The 20,287-nt window shown below is 66.8% G+C and carries 21 protein-coding genes; 1 reads left to right on the forward strand and 20 read right to left on the reverse strand.

What is annotated here, in order from left to right:
* Positions 1 to 6: 6 nt before the first annotated feature.
* From OKW76_RS04470 to OKW76_RS04555, 18 genes are all read right to left on the reverse strand, one after another.
* Entirely contained in the window at positions 7 to 1,371 is a 1,365-nt protein-coding gene (locus OKW76_RS04470; RefSeq protein WP_265551501.1) for a hypothetical protein, read from the reverse strand.
* 68 nt (positions 1,372 to 1,439) lie between these two features.
* Complete coding sequence (locus tag OKW76_RS04475) at positions 1,440 to 3,470, reverse strand: phage tail protein (protein ID WP_265551502.1); 2,031 nt, start codon at positions 3,468 to 3,470, stop codon at positions 1,440 to 1,442.
* Positions 3,467 to 5,482: a putative baseplate assembly protein gene (locus OKW76_RS04480; RefSeq protein WP_265551504.1), complete on the reverse strand. Its 2,016-nt coding sequence runs from the start codon at positions 5,480 to 5,482 to the stop codon at positions 3,467 to 3,469. The genes OKW76_RS04475 and OKW76_RS04480 overlap by 4 nt, the downstream gene beginning before the upstream one ends.
* Positions 5,479 to 7,425, reverse strand: coding sequence for a hypothetical protein (locus OKW76_RS04485; protein WP_265551506.1), 1,947 nt, complete (start codon positions 7,423 to 7,425; stop codon positions 5,479 to 5,481). The genes OKW76_RS04480 and OKW76_RS04485 overlap by 4 nt, the downstream gene beginning before the upstream one ends.
* On the reverse strand, positions 7,422 to 7,832 hold the full coding sequence (locus tag OKW76_RS04490) for a GPW/gp25 family protein (RefSeq protein ID WP_265551508.1): 411 nt from the start codon (positions 7,830 to 7,832) through the stop codon (positions 7,422 to 7,424). The genes OKW76_RS04485 and OKW76_RS04490 overlap by 4 nt, the downstream gene beginning before the upstream one ends.
* Before the next feature lie 4 nt (positions 7,833 to 7,836).
* Positions 7,837 to 8,181, reverse strand: coding sequence for a PAAR domain-containing protein (locus tag OKW76_RS04495; RefSeq protein ID WP_265551510.1), 345 nt, complete (start codon positions 8,179 to 8,181; stop codon positions 7,837 to 7,839).
* 46 nt (positions 8,182 to 8,227) lie between these two features.
* Positions 8,228 to 8,833 (reverse strand): phage baseplate assembly protein V, encoded by a 606-nt coding sequence (locus OKW76_RS04500; RefSeq protein ID WP_265551512.1) that lies wholly within the window; start codon positions 8,831 to 8,833, stop codon positions 8,228 to 8,230.
* A complete protein-coding gene (locus OKW76_RS04505) occupies positions 8,830 to 9,966 on the reverse strand; it encodes a phage late control D family protein (RefSeq protein ID WP_265551514.1) in 1,137 nt (378 codons plus the stop codon). The genes OKW76_RS04500 and OKW76_RS04505 overlap by 4 nt, the downstream gene beginning before the upstream one ends.
* Positions 9,963 to 10,661, reverse strand: a complete 699-nt coding sequence (locus OKW76_RS04510; RefSeq protein ID WP_265551516.1) for a LysM peptidoglycan-binding domain-containing protein — start codon at positions 10,659 to 10,661, stop codon at positions 9,963 to 9,965. Before OKW76_RS04510 ends, OKW76_RS04505 begins: the two co-directional genes overlap by 4 nt.
* Positions 10,661 to 10,849, reverse strand: coding sequence for a hypothetical protein (locus OKW76_RS04515; RefSeq protein ID WP_265551518.1), 189 nt, complete (start codon positions 10,847 to 10,849; stop codon positions 10,661 to 10,663). Before OKW76_RS04515 ends, OKW76_RS04510 begins: the two co-directional genes overlap by 1 nt.
* On the reverse strand, positions 10,849 to 11,346 hold the full coding sequence (locus OKW76_RS04520; protein ID WP_265551520.1) for a phage tail protein: 498 nt from the start codon (positions 11,344 to 11,346) through the stop codon (positions 10,849 to 10,851). The genes OKW76_RS04515 and OKW76_RS04520 overlap by 1 nt, the downstream gene beginning before the upstream one ends.
* Entirely contained in the window at positions 11,346 to 12,188 is an 843-nt protein-coding gene (locus OKW76_RS04525) for a hypothetical protein (protein WP_265551521.1), read from the reverse strand. Before OKW76_RS04525 ends, OKW76_RS04520 begins: the two co-directional genes overlap by 1 nt.
* A 43-nt stretch (positions 12,189 to 12,231) precedes the next feature.
* Positions 12,232 to 13,785 (reverse strand): phage tail sheath subtilisin-like domain-containing protein, encoded by a 1,554-nt coding sequence (locus OKW76_RS04530; RefSeq protein WP_265551523.1) that lies wholly within the window; start codon positions 13,783 to 13,785, stop codon positions 12,232 to 12,234.
* Between the two features lies 1 nt (position 13,786).
* The gene (locus OKW76_RS04535) at positions 13,787 to 14,242 is read right to left on the reverse strand and encodes a phage tail protein (RefSeq protein WP_265551526.1); all 456 of its coding nucleotides are present in this window, start codon (positions 14,240 to 14,242) and stop codon (positions 13,787 to 13,789) included.
* 16 nt (positions 14,243 to 14,258) lie between these two features.
* Entirely contained in the window at positions 14,259 to 15,890 is a 1,632-nt protein-coding gene (locus OKW76_RS04540; protein ID WP_265551528.1) for a phage tail sheath family protein, read from the reverse strand.
* 40 nt (positions 15,891 to 15,930) lie between these two features.
* Positions 15,931 to 16,593: a hypothetical protein gene (locus OKW76_RS04545; protein ID WP_265551530.1), complete on the reverse strand. Its 663-nt coding sequence runs from the start codon at positions 16,591 to 16,593 to the stop codon at positions 15,931 to 15,933.
* Positions 16,590 to 17,183: a DUF4255 domain-containing protein gene (locus OKW76_RS04550; RefSeq protein ID WP_265551532.1), complete on the reverse strand. Its 594-nt coding sequence runs from the start codon at positions 17,181 to 17,183 to the stop codon at positions 16,590 to 16,592. Before OKW76_RS04550 ends, OKW76_RS04545 begins: the two co-directional genes overlap by 4 nt.
* Positions 17,184 to 17,431: 248 nt before the next feature.
* Complete coding sequence (locus tag OKW76_RS04555) at positions 17,432 to 17,599, reverse strand: hypothetical protein (protein WP_265551534.1); 168 nt, start codon at positions 17,597 to 17,599, stop codon at positions 17,432 to 17,434.
* 329 nt (positions 17,600 to 17,928) lie between these two features.
* Here OKW76_RS04555 and OKW76_RS04560 point away from each other — a divergent pair, with 329 nt between their 5' ends.
* The gene (locus OKW76_RS04560) at positions 17,929 to 18,171 is read left to right on the forward strand and encodes a hypothetical protein (protein WP_265551535.1); all 243 of its coding nucleotides are present in this window, start codon (positions 17,929 to 17,931) and stop codon (positions 18,169 to 18,171) included.
* A gap of 135 nt (positions 18,172 to 18,306) precedes the next feature.
* Here the strand turns inward: OKW76_RS04560 and OKW76_RS04565 are convergent, their stop codons facing one another.
* Both OKW76_RS04565 and OKW76_RS04570 read right to left on the reverse strand, forming a co-directional pair.
* Positions 18,307 to 18,627, reverse strand: coding sequence for a hypothetical protein (locus tag OKW76_RS04565; protein WP_265551537.1), 321 nt, complete (start codon positions 18,625 to 18,627; stop codon positions 18,307 to 18,309).
* Between the two features lie 44 nt (positions 18,628 to 18,671).
* Positions 18,672 to 20,276, reverse strand: a complete 1,605-nt coding sequence (locus OKW76_RS04570; protein WP_265552769.1) for an amidohydrolase — start codon at positions 20,274 to 20,276, stop codon at positions 18,672 to 18,674.
* Between the last annotated feature and the right edge of the window lie 11 nt (positions 20,277 to 20,287).

The following is a 20,287-nucleotide window of genomic DNA, read 5'->3' on the forward strand; positions in this document are numbered from 1 at the left end:
GCGCTCCTATGCTTCGGAGATGTAGAACCAGCTCTCGAAATTTCCGTCGGCCCCGGTGGTCCAGGGCAGCGGTCCATGCGCCGGTTGCACGCAGCCGGCCGGTGGCTCGACCTTGGCTTCTTCGTTCAGCGCGGCCTTACCCGAGGGGGTCTCGTCGGTGATGCGGGGCACCCGCCCGCCGACGTGTGAGCCTTCCACCGGCCGGCAGCAGGCATCGAGGATGAACGTGGTGCGGACCGTGACGAGGATCCGGTCCTTAGCCTGCACCCGCTCCTGCCCGCCATTGCGGATGCGCACTCGATCGACCGTCGCATCGGGGTCTTCGGGAAGGCCGACATATTCCGCCTGCATGTTGACGAAGCTACCCCCTGCACCACCCCCGCCGGTAATCTGCCACAGATCGACGACGCCCGGGGTCAGCGAACTCCGGCGGACGGGGCGGGAGAAGCGGATTTCGAGCCCGGCATTTTTGTCCTTGCTACCCAGCAGGGCATGCGCGGTGTCGTAGCTATATTCGAAGCCATGCCGCCAGTTGATCCCCGCGATCACCGTCGGCTCGTACAAGCCGAAGCGGCGACGGACCGCGTGATCGATATCCACAGCACCAACCGGCTTGTCGCGCTCGACGCGAATCCGCGCGAGCAACAGGCAAGCCTCGGCGCAGCTGGTGCAGCAGAAATCGCAGCGATCGTCCGTGGGCGGCCGCCGCCACGAAGCATCGAGCCGCCAGCTCTCGGCGACGCGCGCGTCGTGGCAGCGGATGCTGGTCGCGCATTCGTCGAGCTCAAACGGCCGGGTCGGCTCGCGCCCGCATTCGCGGTAGCAGATGCTGAGATAGACGAAGCGGTCGGCGTCCAGGTCTTCCTCCCCATCGTCGTGATGCGAGCCGCACTTTAGCAAATCGTCCAGATCGACCTTTACCGGGTGCCGGACGATGATGTCGTTGCCGTCGCAGTCGATCGCTGCGCCGCAGGTGAGTTCGACCACATGACCGGGCCGCTCGCCAGGTTCGTCGGCGGGCAGCGGATACCCGCCCAAAGTCTCCAGCTCACGCCGCAGCCGCTCGCGCTCATTCAGCAGGTCGCCAATCTCGACCTCGATCGCCTTGACGTCGGCGCCCACTTCCGTCGCCCGCGCCTTCAACTCGGCGACGCGCCGTTCATATTCCGCGATTCTCGCCTGTAACTTCTCGCGCTGATCCTCGTCGACCGGACGGCAGTTCGGGGGCGGCGGCACGGCCCGGACCTCCAGCCCGCACAGCACGCCATGGCCGTGGAGGCAGCGATTGGCGTGCCGCAGCTTCGCGCGGAAATACTCCTGCTCGGTGCGCATATCGCGGTCGCTGATCAACTGGCCCTGGAAATAGTTCATCCGCACCAGCTCGGGCAGGCGCGCACAGGCGCAATGCGGATCGGCGCAACCCTTTTCGGCTCGCATCTTCATCGGACGTTACTCCAGGCAGCATTGGATGAGGACAAAGCAGTTCGGCCAAGCAGCGCGCCCAGGCGGGGTCGGCCCGCAAGGATGACGCCTCGGCGCAAGCGCAGCGCGGGATCGCCAAGCGCCATCGGCGCGGGCATCCGCAGCATCGTGTCGATGCCGAGCCGCACCCCCGTGCCGAGCACGAAGTTGCGCTCGCCACCGATCTGGACATTGGCGAGGGTGTGGGCAGGTTTCTGGCCTTCGATCAGGCGTAGCAGCGAGATGCGATCAAGCCCGCTCGCCGGGGGCACGCTGACGCTGAAGCGGAACTGCCCGGCACGGTGCGGATCCTCGCCCGGATCGCCGAAGCTCATCAACGGGGTCTTCCCCAGCGCCGAACGGTCGAGCGCGAACCGGGCCGACGACCGGCCGAACAACCGGGTCGCGCCGAGCCTGGCGGCGGTGGGCGCTGGCGTTCCGCTGGCAGATGCGACACCGCCCCAGGCGCGCTCCCAACCATGCTCGACGATCGTCGGCGCGGCATCATAGGCGAGCTCGATCGCACGTTCGAGGCCCAGCAGGGTGCCGCGCTTGCGGAACAGCTCGGGCGCTCCCGCCAGCACGCGCCGCCGCGCCTCGATGGTCCAACTTCCATCGAGCGAGACCGAAAGGAAGCGCGCGATCCACGGCAGCACCTCCGGCGGCGCAGCCGCGCTGTGCAGCAGCGCGGGAAAGCGGCGGACCGTCTCGGCGACGGTATCGAGGCTCGCGTCGAACAGGCCGAGGAAGCGCTGGGTGAATTCCCCGCCCGCGGCATCGTCCAGATAGACGGCGGGCAACAAATCGGCGCTGGTCGCCCGCGGGAAGTCGAGATGGATGCGGCGCACGCGCGGCGTCGCGCTGCCGTCACCCTGCAACCGCACCCGGACGAAGAGGTAGCGACCGGCGGGCTGCTGGATCAGCGCGTCGGTGACCCCCGCCTCCAGCTCCTGCCAGTCGTCGGGATGCGGCAAACCAGCGTCGGGGAGAGCAGCCCAGACCCCACGATTCACGCCCTGCGCCGCCGGATCAGGCGTTTCACTCGTCGCCACGGCGATCGCGAGCGCGCAATTATCGGGGACAATCGCGTCGACCCGGATGCGGTGCCAACCGCAGCGCGGGATGCCGCTGTCAAGCGCGGCGGTGAGATACTGGCCCTGAAGGACGAAGTGCGCCGCGCCGCCGCCAGCAATGCAGGCCGCCTCGATCGCGCGGCCATACCAGTCGAAGCAGAGCTCGGCAGCGTCGGAATCGGCGGTGCCGCGCGTGAGGCAGAAGCCGTGCGCGTCGCTGCGGATCAGCGCGGTACGGATGAATGCCGACGCGAGCCGCGCGGCGGGCGCCTCCTCGAATGCGGCGTCGCGCCGGGCGACCTGGACGAACAGCTTGCGCTCGTCATCATGCCGGACCACCAGCCAGAGCAATCCGGCACGGTCGAACGCCATCCGTTCGATCTCGCCCCCGGGCAACGGCTTTGGCCAATGCCCGAGGGGCCAGCCACTCTGCGTAAACGCCGCTATCGCGGTGCCGCCTTCGGTCGCCGCGAACAATGTCCCGTCGGGCCCGAAGGCGAGATCGCAGACCTGCCCTGCCTCGACCTCGCCGATCACTTGCCCACCCTCGAGGTGAAGTACCCAGATTCGGCCTTCGCCCGCGATGGCGAGCCGGTGCCGGTCCACCGCGACTGCATCCACATGACCGAGCGTCAGCGGCATGCAGTTGCGCGGCCAGAGAGGCCGCCAGACATTGCCGCATCCACCGAGGGTGAGGATACGGCTGTCGGGCGCGGGGCGCGTCGCCAGCACCCAGTCGCAGCGACCACAGCCCGATGCGAGGCGCGGCGGCGGGATGAAGGGGTCGAGCAACTCGGAGATCAGCCCGACGCCGCCGCCCGCCAGCCGAAGCCCCTCGCACTCGTCCGCGCCCGCAAGCCCGTCCCATCCCTTTGCGTCCCAACCGACGAAGCGATCGAGCAGCCGGAACCGGGGATCGCTGGGGATGCAGGTCATGACCCGCTCTCCTCGGCTTCGGCCAACAACCGGTGGCGCCCGGGCCACGGCAGCCCGAAGCGCGACAGGGGGACGTCGGCGCAGGCAGGATTGCCCGCGCCATCGACGGTGAGCGACAGGAACGAAACCGAGACGATGTCGGGGCTGGCACCGAGCACGACATGGACGATGCGGCTATGCCGCAGCACCGTGCCGATCGCCCACTCGCCGTCGCGCTCCGGATTGAGATAGCGGTCGAGCGCTTCGCTCGCGGCATGGACCGCAGCCGCCGCATCGCGCCCGGCCGCGACGGTAACGATCGCCTCGACAATCACCTCATGGAAGCGCGGATTGGCCGCCACCACGCGTGCGCCCAACGGCCCGGCCGTGCCTGCCAGATGCGCCGCGACCGCGCCGAGCGTTACGCTCGTCGCCGCTGGCGGTCCCGAGGAAATATCCTTGCGATGCCGCCGCGCGATGACGAACACCCCGATCGTCCCGGGTCGCACCGCGCCGGGAAAGGCCGGATCGACGCAGGGCAAGGCATAAGCGCGGACGATGTCGGCGCCTTCGGCCTCGGCTGCCAGCAACGCGACGTCGCCGGCGGTCACCGCGCGGCCCCGCGCTTTGACCATCGCCGGGCCGCGCGCGATCGCCGCGTCGGCAAACTCGGCATCCGCGCCACCCGATGCGGGCAGCGGGTTCGAAACGCCTTGGATGCCGGCAAGCTGCGAGACGATCGTGCCAATCCCGCCCGCGCCGACATTGCCGGCACTGCCCAGGCTGGTCGCATAGGCGCGCACCGCGATGTTGCGGTTGCCCTGCGGCGGCGACATTCCCTCGCGCTGGTCGCCGAAGCGGATCGTCCCCGTCGCTCCATCCAAGGTAAAGACACGAGCATCGGGCCGCTGTCCGGCCAGCGTCGGCACTTCCCTCCAACGTCGGAAGCCACCCGATGCGGAGGGTGCGGCGATATCGAACAGGTTCGCGCCCACCGCACCCTCGTCCACTTCGAGCACCACCGAACCGGTAAGCACCGGCGTACGGCTCAGCCGCGCGATCACCGCGCGCCCATCGGCCTCGCGCACCGGATATTCCTCGCGGTGAGTCTCGCGCGCCACCGCCATCACTACGTGCGGATAGATGCCCGCCAGCCTTGATGGGCTGCGCATGGCGCCGCTCGCGAAACGCAACCGAAGCCAATGGAGCGGCGGACCATCGGCGCCGCCGGGTGGCCGGCCCGCCTGCCATCCTGCGGGCAGCTTGAGGATCGTCAGCCCGGTCCGCGTCAGCCGGTCGCTGTCGTCGCGGGTCTCGGCGGCGGTGACGAAGCCGCGCGCAGTGAGCGCCTCCCAGCGCAACACCGGTCGGGGTATTGTTGGCGGCGGCGCGCCGCCTTCGCTGACCGGCGCGGGTACGCCCATCGTTTCGGGCTCGAACAGCAGTGCGATCGAACCGCCGGGCGTGCCGGTCACCGCAAATCCGAGATAGAGCGCAGCGCCGAGCACTGGCCGCTCGCCGAACGGGGCCAAGCGCTCACCCGCCTTCGCCGCGCGCCCGATCGTCCCGTCGAAGGCGAGGATTTCGTTGAGAACGATATTGCCCACGCTCAGCACATCTTCGGTTTCCCAATTTACCCCGCCGCTGCCGCCATCGGCCCGCGGGCTCGAGAGGCGAAAGCCGTCAGGGATCAGGACAGGCGCGTCATTTTGCGGCCTGGGCTCGAACTGGACGAAGGCGCGCGCAGGCCGCGGTGGCGCCAGCCCGATCCCGGCGACGCGCAGATATTCGATCAGCGCCTTCTGCGGCAGCCGCCCGGCACGCTCGACGATCGGCGTAAGCTGGGTACCGAACAGCCGCACCAAAGCGACGCCGGCATCTTCTTCGCTCAGGTCGCGCCACTCGGGGGTGAACCCGCGAATCCGTTCGCGCATTTGCTCGAGCATCGTCCCACCGCCACCCGGCAACAGGATCGGCGTTCCCCGATCCATCTGCGCCTCGGCGCCCGGCTGGTCCCACCAGGGCCGGGTCACAGGGTCGCCCCCGCGCTGTTGGGCGCCGTGGCCTTCACGCGCAGCTTGCTCAGATAGACCAGATCGTGCGCGTCTATCGTGGCATCGATACAGGCGTCGCCGCCGGGCGAACGGTCGGCCAGGCGGATCGAGACCTGCTCGATCACCGCCTCCTCCTCCACCGCCGCCTGCGCGACGCGAACCATCTCGGAGGGCCGCAGCGCACGACCAAACGGCCAGCCGGTGCGATCGGGACCGCCCTGCGCCGGGTGAAGATACGCAGCGAAGATCGGCTTCAGCCGTGCTTCGAAGCCCCCGGTATCTCCGGCTGTCGCGCTCAGCGAGATGGTCAACTCCACCGGCCGAAAGGCCGGACGCACGACGAAAACCCGCGTCGTCAGCATCCGCGCCGCATTCAGCCGCGCGCGGATCACCGCCAGCGCACCATCATCGGCCTTGGGCGACAGGACTGCCGACCCGGTTCTCGGCACCACGAAGACGGTGACGCTGTCCGAAACGTACCGGCATGGAAAATGAGGATCCCATCCCTCAACCACGTGCGCGCGATGCGAAGCCAGGCCGGGGGTGCTTTCGACCAAGGCAACATAATCCCCGGCGGTCACCGCGCGGTGGCGCTCGGCAAGCGAGGAGGCGACGCGGGCCTGCGCATCGACGAGGCTCTCGGCATCGGCGCCATCGATCGCATCGACCGCCGAGCGCAGCCGGACATCGGCTCGATCTTCGGCCAGTCCGCGCCATGCCATCCCCGAGGGGTGATTGCCGATAGGACCGCCGCCCAGATCAACGGCCAGTTCGATATCGCCAGCGGGCGCCGGGACGCGTCCGGCATAGCCATCACCGAAGGCGAGACGGCCGGCGGTACGATCGAAGGTGAACTTGCGGTCCTCGGGCGACAGCGCGGTGAGGTCGGCGACCGGGGCCCAGTCTTGCCACACGCCATCGCGGTCGGTTAGCCGCAAGGCGATCGAATCCTCGAAGACCGGCGCCAATTCGGGCGGCAGGGCGAGCGTCTGGCCCGAGATCGGTAACCAGGCGTCGATCGCAGCCTTGAGCATCGGCCAAAGCGGGTCCGCAGTAGCGACGCTGCGATGCCAGCGATGATGCGCAATCGCAGCACCCAAGTGCACCCCGGCAAGCCGCGGCGGCTCGGCATGGCCGACGCGGTTGGCGCCCAGCGTCAGTCGAAGCCGATCGCGCCCGGCAAGGGCCGCGGGAACGGCGAAGCGGATGAGCCCTGAGCGGCGAACACCACCAGTGCCATCCGCAATCGCCAACGTACCGCCGGCCCCATCATCCTTCCAGCGCAGGGTAAAGGGGCCAGGCGCCGGCACCTCCACCGCCGCTTCCGCCCATTCGGGCGCGACGCCCGTCCCATCCAGAACGAGCGCAAGCGCGAGCGTCTTGCCGACATGCTCCGTCCTGAACGCCTCGTTGAGCTGGATATCGACGTCGATCCACCCCGCCCCGCCAAGGTTCGCCAGCAACGGTACGGTCCGCCGCTGCGCCAGCGCGGCGCTCGCATCGACGCCATCGATCGCCACCTTCAATGCGGTGACAGGCGGCAGCAGCGCGGATTCCTTTAACGTGAAGACCAAGTCGAGAAGCGCGTTGCTGACCGGCCGGAACGCTTCCCCCGCCTCCAGCGCGACAAAGCCCCCCACCCCGCCGAAATCGCGCACCAACACCGTATGCGCGGCCTTGGTCGGTTCCGGTTTCTGCCCGAGCAGCGCGAGCAACGCGCCGACCATCGAGTCTGGCACTTGATCAAGCACGAACAATTGCTGTTCGAGCAGGAAGGCGAACAATTCGAGCAAGGTAACCCCGGCATCGACCGGCGCATGGTGGGTCCAGCGCCCCCCCGATGCGGCGGGGATGTTACGCATCGCCAGCGCACGCAAATCCTCATAGGTCAGGTCGTCGAGGCTGAGTGCGGGCAACGTCATGCCCCGCCCCCCCCGCCCGAGAGGTAGAGCGGAAACACGAGATTGCCGCGCACATAGGTAGCGCGTATTTCATAGTCGATCTCGACCAGCACATGGGTGGGATCGCGCGGATCGGCTTCGGCACGCAGGTTGAGCACGGTGACGCGCGGCTCGTGGTCGCGGATGGCGTTGCCGATGCTGCGTTCGAGCAAGCGCAGCGCGGTCTCGCTGCCGGGGGCGAATATCTGCTCGCGCGCATCGGTGCCGAAGCCGGCGCGCATGACCCGCTCGCGCAAATTCGTGAGGAGCAGGATCTTCAGCGACTGTTCGACATTCTCGCCGCCGCTGCCATAGCCGAGACGCCCCACCGCGTCGGGAACGATCGGGAAGCGCCAGCCAATGCCGATGATGTCGTCTAGGATCGCCATCGCGCTACCCCACCAGCACCGTAGAGGCGCCGACGATGGTCGCGCTGCCGCCACAGGCCGTCACGGTGTCGCCGACCCGCGCCGCACCCTTTTTGTTGATCAACACCGTCGCGCTAGCCGCGGCGACACTGCCCTTGTTGGTAGGCGGTGGCGCGAAAGAGGTACCCGGCGGGGTCGGTATGTGCGCGGGGGTGTTGGTCGCGACGCTGCCGAGCATCGCCGCCGGCATCCCCTGGATCATGACGTCGGCCGATAGGCTGGTGTCCAATATCCCGCTGAATGCATGCGGCAGCGGCGTCGGAACGGGGGGCGTCCCGGGGACGATGACGACATGGGTGCAAATACCCACCGCTTGATCGCCCTGCTTTGCCGCCGGTTGCCCCACGCTGCCCTCCTCAGTTCAAATTGATGGTCGCGCCTGACACGGTCACCGCGCCGGTAGCCTCGATCTTGATCGCCGCGCCCTTGAGCGTGAGGTTGCCGGTTGCCTCGACCGACACATTCGCCCCTCCCGAGACTTTGACGTCGGCCTGGGCCTTCACAGTGATGGTGTTGGCGGTGCTGTCGATCAGCACCGAATTTTTGCCGGTGGAGTCGATGAGCTCAATCTTCTTGCCGGTGCCGTCTTCCATCAGCAGCATGTGGCCGCCCTTGGTGCGGAAATATTTGGGGTCCTTGCCCGACTTCCGCGCCGCATGCGGGATCACGTTGCTGCTGTAGAGCGACCCGATGACGATGGGATGGCGCAGCTGGCCGCGCAGGAAGGCGACGATGACCTGGTCCTTCGGCTCGGGGATCCAATATGCGCCATAGCCGTTGCCCGCGTAGATCTGCGCGACCTTCACCCATTGGGTGGTGAAGGTTTTCCCGATCCAGGGCAGGCGCAGCGTTACCCGGCCACGGCCCTCGGGGTCCTGGTCGTTATCGACGATGGCGGTATAGAGGCCGAAATAGGATTCGACCGCTTCGCCGAACCGACAATCGCTGGCTGGCGCATTCATCCCGCGCCTCCATCATAGGATTTGCGAACCTCAAAGCTCGTCGAATAGCCGCCCGAATCGAGCAAGTGCTCGACCTTGGTGACGTAATAGGTCCCGCTGAACCGGTCGCCGAGCTCGGAGATGGTCATATTGTCGCCGGGGCGCAGGTCCGGAAGACCGATGATCGAGCCCTTGCCGGTGATGAATTCATACGCGCGCCGGCGCAGCAGCGACTTGGCCAGCATCTCGGCCTCTTCCTGCGTGCGCACCGCCGCGCCGATCACGACGTCTTCGCGCCCGCCAACCGCTTCCTGTGCGTTGCCCGGCCCGGTCCCGCCCGACGCGCCCTCGAGGTCGCCGGCGGAGGCGGTGTAGCTCACCACCTCCATCGTATCCTCGTTCCAGCCGCGTACGGTGACCTTGGCGACTTGGTTCGACATGGTCAGCGTAGGGGTGAAGCTCTTGAGCGATTCACCCCATGCGAACCTATGTTCGCGCATTCGCCCGGCGTTGCGTTCGTCGCGCGGTGCGCCGAACCGCAAGGTAGCCTGGCCGCTGGCAGCATCGACGAAGATATAGCAGTCATAGTCGATCCGGCGGGCCCGCTGGAGCAGGAACTGGGCATCGTCCAGCTCGCCCTGAATAACTTCCTCATGGGTAACGCCCCCTGCGTCGATGTCGGGCTCGAGCGTGTTGCGCCTGGCGATCTCGCGGGCGATGTCGCCGTCGGTCATGTGGAGGAATTGACGCGTTTCGTCCTCCCTCGGCCGCCGGTCCTTGAGCAACTGCATGTTGTCGAGCACGCCGATGCTCAGCGTCGAGGAACCCGAACTGGCGAATTCGGGCGCAAGGCTGTTGATCCGCCCGCGCAGCATCGACATCAACCGCCCGGCATAGCCGAGCTGAACATGCACCCGGCGCCCCACATAAAGGCCCGACTGATCCGAATATTTGAACCAGATCTTCTTGTCGTCCCAGTTGTTAAGCTGGATCTCCGCACTGGTCATGTTCTCGAGGTCCATGACGATCTTGAGCGACAGCACGTCGCCCTTGGTATCCGGATCGAGCGGCTGACCTTCGACCTCGACAAGGAAGTCCGGGGCATAATAGCCGGTGGGCGGCAGGCCTTCGATCGTGCCGGGGAAGAAGCTCATGTCCGCCGCCCGCTGACGATGCGCGGGAGCAGCAGCACCTGGCCAGGATCGAGCCGGCGCGGATCGGTGATGCCGTTGCGCCTGGCGATGTCGCGCCAGCGTGCCGGGTCTTGATACACGCCATCGGCGATCTGATCGAGCCGATCGCCGCGTCGCACGGTGCGGCTCTTCTCGACATCGGGCGAGTTGCGCGGTCGCTCAGCAATCTGCACCTCGACCGGGCGATAGGCAGTGAGCGACAGGCTCGCCTCGGCCCGAATGGGAATACCCTGCGACGTGAACAGCACATAGTTGACGCTCAGATTGGCAACCACGCCCTGAAAAATCTCGGATTCCCAGATGAACTGGACGATCGGCGGCGCGTGCAGCTCCGAATTGATCCGCATCAGATTGGCGATGCGATCGACATATTCATCGCGCACATTCTTCTGCGTGTCCGAGGTGTCGAGCAACGCATCGAAGCTCAGCGTTTCGGCGCCACCACGGATATATTGGATCGGCGGAGTCTCGAGCCCCGGAATCGCGATCTGCGAAAATTCGTTGGCCTTTTGCAGCTGATAGCTGGTCGGATTGAAGCGCAGCGGAATGTCGCGATCCTTGGGGTTCGGGATATTGGGAACCACGATCCGCAGCAGCGCCGATTCGAACTTGCCGCCGACGGCGAGGAACGGGAGATTGGGCGGGTTGAGGTCCATCAGCGCCGTCCCGCCATCGGCGCGACTTCGCGGTCGCGCGCCATCATGTCCGAACGTTCGGCCTCGCGCGCGATCTTGCCCGCCCGCAGCGCCGAATATTTGTCGAACAGCCGGGCGAATCCGCGCTCGGCGGCCTCGGCCTCACCCTCGATGGTGACGTTCACCGTGAGCTGGTCGATGCGGATCATCAGACGACCCCCGCCAGCCCGGCACCGGGCACGCATTTCAGCCCCTCATGCGCGATTTCGAGCCGCTCGATCGCCAGCCCGTCCTGCTCCGCATCGAATTCCGGTCCCGACCAGCTCGCCGCCAGCCCCGCGGTGAAGGTCCACACCATCGTCGGGACCATGCTGTTGCGCGCCAGCATGACGATCGCGCCGTCGCGCCGCGCGCCCAGCGACCCGAACAGCCCCGCCTCGTACCAGGCGAACAACACCGGATCGCGCGCGATTCCGCGCGACAGCGATATCCGCCCCCACTCGTGCCGCACGGGCAATTGGTGGAGATAGTCATTCCGCCCGCCCTCGGCGTAGCTGGTCACATCCAGCGTCGCTCCCAGCCCGCTGCAGCGCTGGAAGGCGCCGGGCGCGCGCTCAAGCGCCAGCGCGGCGAGCTCGCGCGGGATGAACACGTCGAACGGGTCGAGCAGCACGAGGAAACGGAAGGCGTTCTGGACGTCGTCCATTATCCTGGGGTCCCCACTTCGAGTGCGGGTGCGGGTCCGGGTGCCGGTGCGGGGGTCGGCGCCGGCGTGGGTACCGGGGTCGGCGTGGGCGCTGGAACCTTGATCTCGGCGAGCACCTCTTCGATCGTGGCGGGAAGATCCCTCACCGCCGCCCCCAGTTTCTTCTCGGCCTCGATCTGCGCTTCCTTCTTAAGCTTCAGCAAGGCCTCGGCGCTGGCGATGTTCTTGACCGCGACCGCATCGGCGGCCGCCGCATCCTTGATCGCCTGCAAATAGTCGTTCGATTCGAGGACCAGAGGCGGATTGTCGAGCACCGCAGGGGTCCTTGTCTTGATCAGATAATACGCGAGCGCGACGTTGCCTGCCTTGCGCGCCGCGACGGCCTGAAGCCGCAAGGCATCGGCGGTCTTGTGCTTGGCCTGGATCAGCTTCACCGCATCGTTGAGCAGCGTGACACCTGCCTTGGTCGCGTCCTGCGCCTTCTTCGCCGTATCGACCGCAGCTTGCTGTGCCGCGACCGCGACCTTGGATTCATCCAGCGCCGTCTGGCGATCGGTGACTTCCTTCTCGGCGGCGGCAACGGCGGCATCGACCTCGGCGGCCTTGTCCTTCAGCTTGGCGGCAAGCCTCGTCTGCTCCTCGGCCTGGTTCTCGCGCAGCGCATCGTCGGTGGCTTCGAGCTCGAATTGCGCCTTCTCGTACGCCTTCCACAGCTTTACGAACGCATCGTCGGCCTTGGTCGCAGCCTGAAGCGCGGCCAGATCGGCTTTCGCCTTGTCCAGCTCCGCCTGCGTTTCGGCGATCTTCTGCTTCAGTTCGTCTTCGGTCTCGATCCCGGGCATCACCATGCTCCTCTTGCGGTTCGGGGGCGGGTTGCACGCGCGCTCATTGCTCGATCATCTCGACATTGCCCTCGGCGTTGATCCCGACGCGGAAGTGGATGAATTCCATCGGTACGGCGGGGGCGATCGAGATCTCGCAGATCACACGCCCCGCCTCGCGCGCCGCGGCGTCGTTCAGCGACTCGCCGATGTCGACGCGAAATGCCTCGTCGGGCCGCGTTCCCTTGAGCACACCGGCGTGGAAGGCCTCGGCGAGCAAGGTCGTCGCCGATCGCGCGATCGCGTAGCGCAGCATGTCGTCATTGGGCTCGAACACCATCGGTTCCCAGACGCGGCGCAGCGCCCGCGTCAGCCGCGCGATCAGGCGGCGATGCGCGACGAAGCGCGGCGACGCGTCGTCGGTGCGCAGCATCCGCCCGCCCCACACCACGATCCCACGCCCCGATTGGCAGCGCAGCGCGTTGACCCCGAGCAGGTTCATCGCGCCTTGCTCGACATCGCCAGGCCGCCGCGACAGATCGACCGGCCCCTCCAACGCCATGTTTGCGGGGGTGACATAGGGGCCTTTGGCGCGATCGATGCTGCTCGCGACGCCGGCGACATGGCCCGACGGGGGAATGGTGCGCAACGGCGCGTTGCTGGTGCCGAGCGGATCGTTGACCCGGATCCAGGGGTGATAGGTAGCCAGCGCCCGGTGCACCGCGGGATCGCCGGCGAAGCGCTCGATCCACCGCGTCGCGTCGACGGCGTTCTCGATTGTTTCTGGGGCGTCGGCGATGACCAGCCGGTCAAGCTTCGCGTCGGACAGGCGCGAGGCTGCGAGTAGGACCGCCGCCGCGCCTTCGGCATCGAACTGGCGATGAAGATCGGGCAGGACGGTCATCGCCGGCTCCTGCTCAGCCATCGCGTCGTCGAGCGCGGTGCAATACTGCGTCCGTGTGGGCGCATCGCCCTCGGTCCCGCCTGCCAGCGGCACCTCCGCCCAGCGGCGGCTCAGCGGTCCAACGCCGAGTTGCGCGCCGATGATCGGCGCCGCCACTTCGGGCACGATCCGGATCGTCGCCGACCGCGCGGCGACTTCCGCCTCAAGGGTCGCGGCGGGCACCGCGAACAGCCGTTCGCGGATCCGGCCGGCGAGCAATATGTCGAAATCGAACAGCGGCGCGTCATCATCGCCGCGCCGGTACGTCGGCCGCACGCTCAGCTCGTTGGCCCAGCGGCCCGGCGTTGCCGCGACGATGGTGAGCCGCGTCCTGCCCAAAGCCTCGGGCGCGAACGCACCCGGGGTTTCTACCGCCAGCCATGTCCCGGTCGCGGGCAACGCCCCCGGCGCGACGCGCAGCACATAGGCGATCAGCCCGCCATTATCGAAATAGCCCTGGATTGCGTACGGCGTGTCCGCCTCCGCCCACAGCCCCCCGAACACCGCCTCATAGGCGCGCCAGCAGTCGATCCGCGTCGCCACCCCCACCGGGCCCCAGCGCGCCGGGCCGATGAAGATGGCGATATCGGTGCGCAGCGGCGAGAGCACGGGCGCGGGTCCGGCCTCGAACGTCACGCGCGGCAGGCCGCCGTCAGGGAGTGGACGTGTCGCCATCCTAGACGTCGATTTCCAGACCCTCGTGGCAAATCTCGAGGGTTTCCATCGCGATTTCGTTGTTCGCGGCGTTGAGGCCCGGCCCGGTATATTTGCAGGGCCATCCGCGCACGAAATTGTAGCGCATCACCTCCGTGCGATTCTCGTCGAGCATGACGATCGAGCCGTCGGCGCGCTGGATCGTCCCCTGGATTCCCGCGAGGATCCAGTTCCAGAAGACAAGGTCGCCGGTGATTCCGCGCTTCAGCGTCAGGTTCGTGTATTTCCTCAGCCCCGCCGACTTGCGCGTCGTCGTGCCTTCGGAGCCGGTGCGATACTCGATCGGTGCCACCTCGATCTCGAGCCCGCTCACCTCGGTGAACGATCCGGCAGCGGCCAGGCCGTTGTTCGAGATGGCGTTCACGGTGACGAGGAAATTATACGAAGGATAAGGGTTTGGGCGAATGACGGCAGGCATGAGCCGGTCTCCTTCATCAGGATGTTGTGGTGGTGTTCAGCTGGATGCGGAAGATGACGAACTCGGCAGGCTTCACCGGCGCGACCCCGATGTTGCAGATGAGCCGTCCCACATCGATATCGGCCTGGGTCATCGTCGTGCGGTCGCATCGGACGAAATAGGCTTCGTCGCGCCTGGAGCCCTGCAGCGCGCCAGAGCGCCAAGTCAGGTCGAGGAAGTTGCCCACGCTCTGCCGCACACGCGACCAGAGCGGCTCGTCATTGGGCTCGAACACCACCCATTGCGTGCCCTCGTCGATCGATTCCTCGATATAAAGCAGCAGCCGCCGGACGTTGACGTAGCGCCAGGTCGCGTCGGACGACATGGTGCGGCCGCCATAGACGCGAATGCCCCGCCGGTCGGCACGGAAGTCTCTGATCACGTTGACGCTGCGCGGGTTGGCAATGTCCTGCTCGCGCTTGCCGAAGGTGAATTCCAGCGGCTTGCGACTGGCGTTGATGTCGGTGGTGATCATCCCGCGCACCACTTCATTGGCAGGCGCCTTGTGCACCCCGCGCTCGACATCGGTACGGGCATAAATGCCCGCGATATGTCCCGCCGGCGGGACCAGGATCGTGTCGCTGGTGCGCGGATCGAATACCCGGATCCACGGCGCGTAGAACGCGGCATAGGAGCTGTCGCGCGGTGGCCGCAATGCCGCCACATCGCCCTGCCCGGCCTCGACGCTGACCACCGCGAAGCGATCCTTAAGCAATTCGCACTGGCTTATCAGCTCGTCGCGTAGCGTGTCGCGATCGGCGACGTCGGGAAACAGCGTGCCGTTGGCATGATCGGGAACGGCCAGGATCGCGATCTCGTCGATATCGCCCAGCCCCGCCAGCCCGGTGCGGGTACCCGGCGGCACCGAGCTGTCGCCGAGCAGATCGGCGGCGGCGGGCGACGCGACGCCGTCTTCACCGGACACGTCGGCGAGCTGCGCGAAGGCGAGGTCGTCGGGTCGCGCCGGCGGCTGGGTCGGATCGCCCCAGTCGATATCGATCAGCTTCGATCGCGCGTTGATGAAGGGGACGAAGAAATCGGCGCTGTCAGGATGCCAACCGACATTTTCATATTGCTCGACCACGTCGGGCACGCGCCGATCGGGATTGGCGATCTCGCTCGCGGCGAACGGATCGACCAAGGGCAGCGGTGGCAGCGTTTCGTAATAGAGCACCGTCACGGTGATCGGCGGCCGCGCAGGCGGGTTCATTGGGTCGAAATTGTCGCCTGGTTGGATACGCAGGAAGATGTTGTTGCCCCATGCGCCGGGGCCCATCGCCTGCACGAGCAGTGTTTGCGGTGCCGCCGCGGTGGCGTGGTCGAGCGCTGCGCTGACCGCATCGCTGCGCACCGAACGGGCGACGAACAGCCGCTGGCCGCCATTGTCGAAAAAGCCCTTGGCCGACCAGGGGAGGAACGACACGCCGGGATCGATCAGGCCACCGAACCACGCTTGGTAGTCCCCCCAGCCCGTCACCATCCGGGGCTGCAGCGGCCCCCGTTCGGTGAGGCCGACCATGCCAGCGGTGCTGGTGCCCACCCCCTGGATGGAAACGGGGCCGCTTGGAATTTCTTCCACATAGACGCCGGGGGCAAGATATTCTGGCATGTCTGGCTCCTCTCGATGTGCGCGGGGCACGATCCTGGGTTCAAGTGACGGTGATGTCGTGGTTCCCAATCAGGTCGGCGGGCAGGCTGAAGGCAGCGACGGCGCTCAGGCCGCGGCGCGGATGATCGACGGTCACCGCGACGAATGCCCCCGGCGCCTGCCACCGCAGCGGCAGGCAGAAGCCGCCCCTGGCATCGCTCATCACCCGCTCGACCCCGTCTGCATCAATCAACGCATCCGCGACCGGATCGCCGAGCGGATCGAGGATGCGCCCGCGCAGCACCCGGACATAGCCGCCGAACGGATAGGAGGAGGTCGGCAGCATCAGCACCATTTCGGGCATCAGCGGCAGCGATGCGGGGGGCATGGCGTCGTTGTAGGTCAAAACATCGAATTCGAGCCCGTCGGCGGTCGTCCGGTATCGCGGCCGGTAATAGGTGGCGGTGATGCGAACGCGCACGCGGAAGCTCGGCATCACCACGGGGTCGACGGAACGGCCGAGTCCGGTAAAGACGAACAGCCCGCTCGAGGTGCGGACGGGTTTTCGATCGCTCGGCGCCCAGACGGTCGGCGCCTGTTCGATGTCGAGCGCGACCTGCGCGTCGCCGATCAGCGCGCCGCCGGTGAATTCGTCGCGCAGCTCGAGCGCGATCGGGCAATGATCGGTGCGGCGTTCGGCTTCGATGACCCGCCATTGGGTCATGCGCCTGCCGGAATCGCAGGATCGAAGCTGCGGCTGCGCGCGAGCTCGACGCGGCGATCCTCGCGCGGATGGATGTTGGCGACGCGGACCTGGTAGCTGAGCGAGAGCCGGTAGGGCTGCTGGATCGAATGGAATATCCGCGAACGTTCCTCGAGCGTCAGCGGATCGAGCGTGACGGTGAGGATATCCGCAGAACCGACCAGCCCCGTCGGCGCAGCACTGCCGCGCAGATCGGGCCCCGAGAAGATCGCGTCCTCGTACAATGCCTGCATCGCCCGGCCAAGGATGCGTTGTTCATCCTCGGGGGTGTTCGCGAACGGGGTCAGCAGATATTTCAGCGTCAGCGCCATTGGCGGCTTGGCCACCCGAAGCCCGGCGGGCAGCGGACTGCGGTGCATCGGCTGGTTGCGCGAGGTGGCGTCTTCGTTGACTTCGTACAGGCAGATCGCAAGCTTAGGCGGCGCGGTGGTGATTGTTCCCTGGAGGTTATGGAGCTCGGCGACTGGGGAAGTGGGCAAGGTGCTGAGCGCGTCGATCAGGGCATCGACAAGGGTCGCCGAAACGTCGCTGATCACCCCGAAATCGGCCATGGACCGCTGCCCCCTTTCGCCGGGGAACAACGCAAGCCGCGTGCCGTTTCGCCGATCTCAGCGATTCCAGCGGATTGGCCTCAGAGCCCTCGCCGCGAGGGGCAAAAGTGGGACAAATTCATCCGGGCATATAGGACAATTCCCTCGCGCTCGGCCGGCCGATACCACCATGATTGTCGACAACGAGGGGGTTATCAGGTTGCTCGAAGGTACAGGTGCCCAGGCGCCCGCCCCCGACGAGCCGCCCTCTACATGCCGCGATGGCCGGCGTGCCCGCCGCGCTGCATCTTCTGCGCCGCGGCCACATGTTGCTGGATAACCGGCACCGCTTTCTTGGCCGAGGCACGCAGCGGCACCTTATCGCCGCGTGCGCCATAGCTGCGGTGCAGATCGAGCGCGGCCGCGGTAGCGAGCATTTCGATATGGCCAAGCTCTTCGGTCGCGGCGTGCTTACCTTCCGCTGCGGGAATCCTGCTGTCGCCTATTCCGGATATTCATCAAGGCCCCAAGTGGCGGTCGCCGCTCTGCCGATTATGACAGCGAAGCACCAGCGGTACAGTCTATGGGGTTTCGATCAGATCCACCTGGTTTGGAACTGTCGAACGTCGTGTCTTTCCCGACTTCATCCAAAAGACCACCGCGGCCGATACCGCGGTTAGCACCGCCACCTTCTTGGCAAGGCCGGCTTGTTGTGCTGCCATTCGGCGCGGATGCCGATTTCGGCGGGGATGTTGGGGATGCGCGCATGCGCCATATCCTCAACGATCCCTTTGATTACATCGATCCGGTCGGCGCCGAGCAGCAGCAGCCAGTGCATCCAATTCGATTCGCTGTAGCGGAACGCGACGCGGCGGATCGCGCCCCCGACGCCGGCAGGCGGGGTCGAGGTGCCGACTGCCGCGGGCTGGCGGATATGTTCGGTCGACTGCAGGATCTCGACGTCGGGATGCTGGACCGGCGGCGGCGCCCGGCGGCGTTCAGGCCGTGATCCTGCGACTGGTCGCGCATCGGGTAGGTCGGGTCGTTGCGATCATCGGCATCGACCGCCCAGCCGACGATGCTCGCGGTGTCGACGAGCGCGGCGCTCTCGGTCTTGGCCGCAAGCATCCTGCGCTGCTTCTGATTATCCGCCATTGGGCACCAATACGGGCTTGATGCAGCCGTCGAGCGTAGCGGCGAGAATGTGATAGGCGTCGGCGAGCGGCACGCGGTGGGTGATCATAGCCTTGGGGTTGATCCGGCCGGCGCGGACATGTTCGATCAGCCGTGGCAGCAGGCGGCGGACCGATGCCTGGTTGGCGCGGATCGTCAGCCCCTTGTTGACGACATTGCCGATCGGCACCGTGTTCCCCGTAGGGCCATATACCCCGGCCACCGACACGATCCCGCCCTTTTTGACCGATGTGATCGCCCAATGCAGCGCGATCGGCGAACCGGCTTCCAACTTGAGCTTGGTGCGGACCAGCGTGTGGCGCTTGCAAATAGACCCTATTGCCCCCCGGCCCCGCCCGGATAGCTGACCCCCAGCTGGTCGAGATAGGATTTGTGCTTCTTGGGGTCGTAATAATAGGGCTTCAGCGCTGGGCGCATCCGCTCCATCACCGCCTGGTTCAGATGGATCGCGGGCTTGTCGGCGGCGGTCACGACGGGGTCGTATTTCTGGTCCTTCAGCTGGACGTCGGTGAAGAAGGTCTTGGCCTCGGACACCAGCTGCGGCGAGGTCATCAGGTCGATCACCGTCATCGACACCGCCTTGGCGCCCGACACCGCGCCCTTATGCGCGATCGGCGTCGCCATCGCGATCGCCGACAGCACGTTGTGCCCGATCAGGCTGGGGATGTTCGACGGAAAGCGCACCGTGATCGTCGGCACCGTCCACATGATGTCGCCGATATCGTCGGAGCCACCACCCAGCGATCGTTCGCGCGTGTCGGGGGTCGATAGCGGCAGCACCTCGGTCGACAGCGGCTTGGGGGTGCGGCCGTTGGTGGTCTGCACCGCCTTGGCGAACGCCTGGTCGTCGGCCGACCAGCTCGGCATCCCCACCGCCTTGATGTTCGCCCAGGCTGCCTCGGCGAGCGGCTTGTTGCCGAAATTGGGCGCGGCATAGCCGAGCAACCGGTGCTCGACCGTCGTGCCCGTCCCCATCGCCGCCGCCTTCGAAATCTCGGTCCCGGTTTCGTAGAGCTTGCGGACGCTGGCAAAGTCCTGGTCGCGGAAATAATACCAGACCGTCGCCTTGTCGGGGACGATGTTGGGCTGGCCGCCGCCTTCGGTGATGACGTAGTGCGAACGCTGCGTCACCGGCAGATGCTCGCGCCGCATGTTCCACGCGATGTCCATCAGCTCGACCGCGTCGAGCGCGCTGCGCCCCTCCCAGGGCTGGCCCGCCGAATGCGCGGTCTTGCCCTTGAAGCTATATTCGGCCGAGACGAGCGCGTTGTTGCCCATATTGCCCCAGCCGGTGCCGAAATCGCTGCTGACATGGGTGAAGATGCAGGCATCGACATCCTTGAACAGCCCGTCGCGGACATAATAGGCCTTGGTCGCGAGCAATTCCTCGGCGACGCCGGGCCACAGCATCAGCCGGCCGGGGATCTTGTGCTTCTGCATCACCTGCTTGGCGGCGATCGCCGCGGCGATCACCAGCGGCATCCCCGAATTATGCCCCTCGCCATGCCCCGGCGCGCCCGCGACGATGGGTTTCAGCGTCGGCGACCCCGGCATTTGGCTCAACCCCAGCAAGCCGTCGACGTCGCTCCCCAGCGCGATCAACGGCCCGCCGCTGCCCCAGGTCGCCGTCCAGGCGGTGGGGATCCCCGCCACCCCCTTGGTGATCGTGAAGCCGTTCTTGGCGAGAATGCCGGTCAGATATTCCATCGTCTGGAATTCCTGAAAGCCGGGCTCAGCGAAGCTGAAGACCGAATCGACCATCTCCTGCACCAGCTTGGCCTGCGCCTCGACCCCCGCCGCCGCCTCGGCCTTGAGCGCGTCATTGGCAGGGGCTGCGGCGATCTGCGCCTGCGCGGCGATCGGTGTGACGGTCAGCGCGGGCACCAGCGCAGCCGCGATCAGACGTGAAATCGGTGACATCATCCATGCTC

The organism is Sphingomonas sp. S1-29, assembly GCF_026167545.1.
In the GTDB taxonomy this organism is placed as follows: Bacteria; Pseudomonadota; Alphaproteobacteria; order Sphingomonadales; family Sphingomonadaceae; genus Sphingomonas.